This is a genomic window from Streptococcus oralis ATCC 49296 (genome assembly GCF_000185265.1).
Classification (GTDB): Bacteria; Bacillota; Bacilli; order Lactobacillales; family Streptococcaceae; genus Streptococcus; species Streptococcus oralis_BC.
The window spans coordinates 1-5,011 of record NZ_GL622184.1 but is presented as its reverse complement, the minus strand read 5'-3'; the positions used below and the strand labels follow the sequence as shown (position 1 = coordinate 5,011).

The 5,011-nt window shown below is 49.9% G+C and carries 1 tRNA gene and 3 rRNA genes; all 4 read right to left on the bottom strand.

Annotation, left to right across the window (positions count from 1 at the left end):
* The 4 genes from rrf to HMPREF8578_RS12185 all read right to left on the bottom strand — a co-directional run bounded on the left by rrf (position 1) and on the right by HMPREF8578_RS12185 (position 4,886).
* Positions 1–116, bottom strand: a 5S ribosomal RNA gene (rrf, locus tag HMPREF8578_RS12200).
* 76 nt (positions 117–192) lie between these two features.
* Positions 193–3,093, bottom strand: a 23S ribosomal RNA gene (locus HMPREF8578_RS12195).
* A gap of 122 nt (positions 3,094–3,215) precedes the next feature.
* Positions 3,216–3,288 (bottom strand) — tRNA-Ala (locus HMPREF8578_RS12190).
* Positions 3,289–3,339: 51 nt separating this feature from the next.
* Positions 3,340–4,886: ribosomal RNA gene (locus HMPREF8578_RS12185) — 16S ribosomal RNA — on the bottom strand.
* The 16S, 23S and 5S rRNA genes sit together here with 1 tRNA gene alongside, the layout of an rRNA operon.
* Positions 4,887–5,011 lie beyond the last annotated feature (125 nt).

The following is a 5,011-nucleotide window of genomic DNA, read 5'->3' as shown; positions in this document are numbered from 1 at the left end:
GCTAAGCGACTTCCATATCTCACAGGGGGCAACCCCCAACTACTTCCGGCGTTCTAGGGCTTAACTGCTGTGTTCGGCATGGGTACAGGTGTATCTCCTAGGCTATCGTCACTTAACTCTGAGTAATACCTACTCAAAATTGAATATCTATCAAATACCAAGAAAACCTCACACTTCGTATTCTCAGTTACTTTGGATAAGTCCTCGAGCTATTAGTATTAGTCCGCTACATGTGTCGCCACACTTCCACTTCTAACCTATCTACCTGATCATCTCTCAGGGCTCTTACTGATATAAAATCATGGGAAATCTCATCTTGAGGTGGGTTTCACACTTAGATGCTTTCAGCGTTTATCCCTTCCCTACATAGCTACCCAGCGATGCCTTTGGCAAGACAACTGGTACACCAGCGGTAAGTCCACTCTGGTCCTCTCGTACTAGGAGCAGATCCTCTCAAATTTCCTACGCCCGCGACGGATAGGGACCGAACTGTCTCACGACGTTCTGAACCCAGCTCGCGTGCCGCTTTAATGGGCGAACAGCCCAACCCTTGGGACCGACTACAGCCCCAGGATGCGACGAGCCGACATCGAGGTGCCAAACCTCCCCGTCGATGTGAACTCTTGGGGGAGATAAGCCTGTTATCCCCAGGGTAGCTTTTATCCGTTGAGCGATGGCCCTTCCATACGGAACCACCGGATCACTAAGCCCGACTTTCGTCCCTGCTCGAGTTGTAGCTCTCGCAGTCAAGCTCCCTTATACCTTTACACTCTGCGAATGATTTCCAACCATTCTGAGGGAACCTTTGGGCGCCTCCGTTACCTTTTAGGAGGCGACCGCCCCAGTCAAACTGCCCGTCAGACACTGTCTCCGATAGGGATAACCTATCCGGGTTAGAGTGGCCATAACACAAGGGTAGTATCCCAACAACGTCTCCTTCGAAACTGGCGTCCCGATCTCATAGACTCCTACCTATCCTGTACATGTGGTACAGACACTCAATATCAAACTGCAGTAAAGCTCCATGGGGTCTTTCCGTCCTGTCGCGGGTAACCTGCATCTTCACAGGTACTAAAATTTCACCGAGTCTCTCGTTGAGACAGTGCCCAAATCATTACGCCTTTCGTGCGGGTCGGAACTTACCCGACAAGGAATTTCGCTACCTTAGGACCGTTATAGTTACGGCCGCCGTTTACTGGGGCTTCAATTCATACCTTCGCTTACGCTAAGCACTCCTCTTAACCTTCCAGCACCGGGCAGGCGTCACCCCCTATACATCATCTTACGATTTAGCAGAGAGCTGTGTTTTTGATAAACAGTTGCTTGGGCCTATTCACTGCGGCTGACGTAAAGTCAGCACCCCTTCTCCCGAAGTTACGGGGTCATTTTGCCGAGTTCCTTAACGAGAGTTCTCTCGCTCACCTGAGGCTACTCGCCTCGACTACCTGTGTCGGTTTGCGGTACGGGTAGAGTATGTTTAAACGCTAGAAGCTTTTCTTGGCAGTGTGACGTCACTAACTTCGCTACTAAACTTCGCTCCCCATCACAGCTCAATGTTATAGATATAAGCATTTGACTCATATCACACCTCACTGCTTAGACAGACACTTCCATTCGTCTGCTTTAGTTAGCCTACTGCGTCCCTCCATCACTACATACTCTAGTACAGGAATATCAACCTGTTGTCCATCGGATACACCTTTCGGTCTCTCCTTAGGTCCCGACTAACCCAGGGCGGACGAGCCTTCCCCTGGAAACCTTAGTCTTACGGTGGACAGGATTCTCACCTGTCTTTCGCTACTCATACCGGCATTCTCACTTCTATGCGTTCCAGCACTCCTCACGGTATACCTTCTTCACACATAGAACGCTCTCCTACCATACCTATAAAGGTATCCACAGCTTCGGTAAATTGTTTTAGCCCCGGTACATTTTCGGCGCAGGGTCACTCGACTAGTGAGCTATTACGCACTCTTTGAATGAATAGCTGCTTCTAAGCTAACATCCTAGTTGTCTGTGCAACCCCACATCCTTTTCCACTTAACAATTATTTTGGGACCTTAGCTGGTGGTCTGGGCTGTTTCCCTTTCGACTACGGATCTTAGCACTCGCAGTCTGACTGCCGACCATAATTCATTGGCATTCGGAGTTTATCTGAGATTGGTAATCCGGGATGGACCCCTCACCCAAACAGTGCTCTACCTCCAAGAATCTTTATGTCGACGCTAGCCCTAAAGCTATTTCGGAGAGAACCAGCTATCTCCAAGTTCGTTTGGAATTTCTCCGCTACCCACAAGTCATCCAAGCACTTTTCAACGTGCCCTGGTTCGGTCCTCCAGTGCGTCTTACCGCACCTTCAACCTGCTCATGGGTAGGTCACATGGTTTCGGGTCTACGACATGATACTAAAGCGCCCTATTCAGACTCGGTTTCCCTGCGGCTCCGTCTCTTCAACTTAACCTCGCATCATATCGTAACTCGCCGGTTCATTCTACAAAAGGCACGCTCTCACCCATTAACGGGCTCGAACTTGTTGTAGGCACACGGTTTCAGGTTCTATTTCACTCCCCTCCCGGGGTGCTTTTCACCTTTCCCTCACGGTACTGGTTCACTATCGGTCACTAGGGAGTATTTAGGGTTGGGAGATGGTCCTCCCAGATTCCGACGGGATTTCACGTGTCCCGCCGTACTCAGGATACTGCTAGGTACAAAGACTATTTAAAATACGAGGCTATTACTCTCTTTGGCTGATCTTCCCAAATCATTCTTCTATAATCTTTGAGTCCACATTGCAGTCCTACAACCCCGAAGAGTAAACTCTTCGGTTTGCCCTCCTGCCGTTTCGCTCGCCGCTACTAAGGCAATCGCTTTTGCTTTCTCTTCCTGCAGCTACTTAGATGTTTCAGTTCACTGCGTCTTCCTCCTCACATCCTTAACAGATGCGGGTAACAGGTAGTACCTGTTGGGTTCCCCCATTCGGAAATCCCTGGATCATCGCTTACTTACAGCTACCCAAGGCATATCGTCGTTTGTCACGTCCTTCTTCGGCTCCTAGTGCCAAGGCATCCACCGTGCGCCCTTATTAACTTAACCTTATTTTCTGACCTTTCAGTCATAAACTCTTTTAATACTACAGCGTTTCGGTTTATTTTCTTGTTACTATTTGATATAGATATTCAATTTTCAATGTGCATTACTTGGTGATCTCTCACCAATGGAGCCTAGCGGGATCGAACCGCTGACCTCCTGCGTGCAAAGCAGGCGCTCTCCCAGCTGAGCTAAGGCCCCACAAGACCTCTCAAGACTAAACAAGACCAATGTGCAGTTCCTTATCCTTAGAAAGGAGGTGATCCAGCCGCACCTTCCGATACGGCTACCTTGTTACGACTTCACCCCAATCATCTATCCCACCTTAGGCGGCTGGCTCCTAAAAGGTTACCTCACCGACTTCGGGTGTTACAAACTCTCGTGGTGTGACGGGCGGTGTGTACAAGGCCCGGGAACGTATTCACCGCGGCGTGCTGATCCGCGATTACTAGCGATTCCGACTTCATGTAGGCGAGTTGCAGCCTACAATCCGAACTGAGACTGGCTTTAAGAGATTAGCTTGCCGTCACCGGCTTGCGACTCGTTGTACCAGCCATTGTAGCACGTGTGTAGCCCAGGTCATAAGGGGCATGATGATTTGACGTCATCCCCACCTTCCTCCGGTTTATTACCGGCAGTCTCGCTAGAGTGCCCAACTGAATGATGGCAACTAACAATAGGGGTTGCGCTCGTTGCGGGACTTAACCCAACATCTCACGACACGAGCTGACGACAACCATGCACCACCTGTCACCTCTGTCCCGAAGGAAAACTCTATCTCTAGAGCGGTCAGAGGGATGTCAAGACCTGGTAAGGTTCTTCGCGTTGCTTCGAATTAAACCACATGCTCCACCGCTTGTGCGGGCCCCCGTCAATTCCTTTGAGTTTCAACCTTGCGGTCGTACTCCCCAGGCGGAGTGCTTAATGCGTTAGCTGCGGCACTAAACCCCGGAAAGGGTCTAACACCTAGCACTCATCGTTTACGGCGTGGACTACCAGGGTATCTAATCCTGTTTGCTCCCCACGCTTTCGAGCCTCAGCGTCAGTTACAAGCCAGAGAGCCGCTTTCGCCACCGGTGTTCCTCCATATATCTACGCATTTCACCGCTACACATGGAATTCCACTCTCCCCTCTTGCACTCAAGTTAAACAGTTTCCAAAGCGTACTATGGTTAAGCCACAGCCTTTAACTTCAGACTTATCTAACCGCCTGCGCTCGCTTTACGCCCAATAAATCCGGACAACGCTCGGGACCTACGTATTACCGCGGCTGCTGGCACGTAGTTAGCCGTCCCTTTCTGGTAAGATACCGTCACAGTGTGAACTTTCCACTCTCACACTCGTTCTTCTCTTACAACAGAGCTTTACGATCCGAAAACCTTCTTCACTCACGCGGCGTTGCTCGGTCAGACTTCCGTCCATTGCCGAAGATTCCCTACTGCTGCCTCCCGTAGGAGTCTGGGCCGTGTCTCAGTCCCAGTGTGGCCGATCACCCTCTCAGGTCGGCTATGTATCGTCGCCTTGGTGAGCCGTTACCTCACCAACTAGCTAATACAACGCAGGTCCATCTGGTAGTGATGCAATTGCACCTTTTAAGCAAATGTCATGCAACATCTACTATTATGCGGTATTAGCTATCGTTTCCAATAGTTATCCCCCGCTACCAGGCAGGTTACCTACGCGTTACTCACCCGTTCGCAACTCATCCAGAGAAGCAAGCTCCTCCTTCAGCGTTCTACTTGCATGTATTAGGCACGCCGCCAGCGTTCGTCCTGAGCCAGGATCAAACTCTCATTAAAAGTTTGAGTTCTCACTCATTTCTGTCACTGACAGATTTATTGTTTTTTCATTGTTCAGTACTATAACCTTAGTTATAGTGCCCTGCACATTGGTTCGTCTTGTTCAGTTTTCAAAGGTCTTTGTC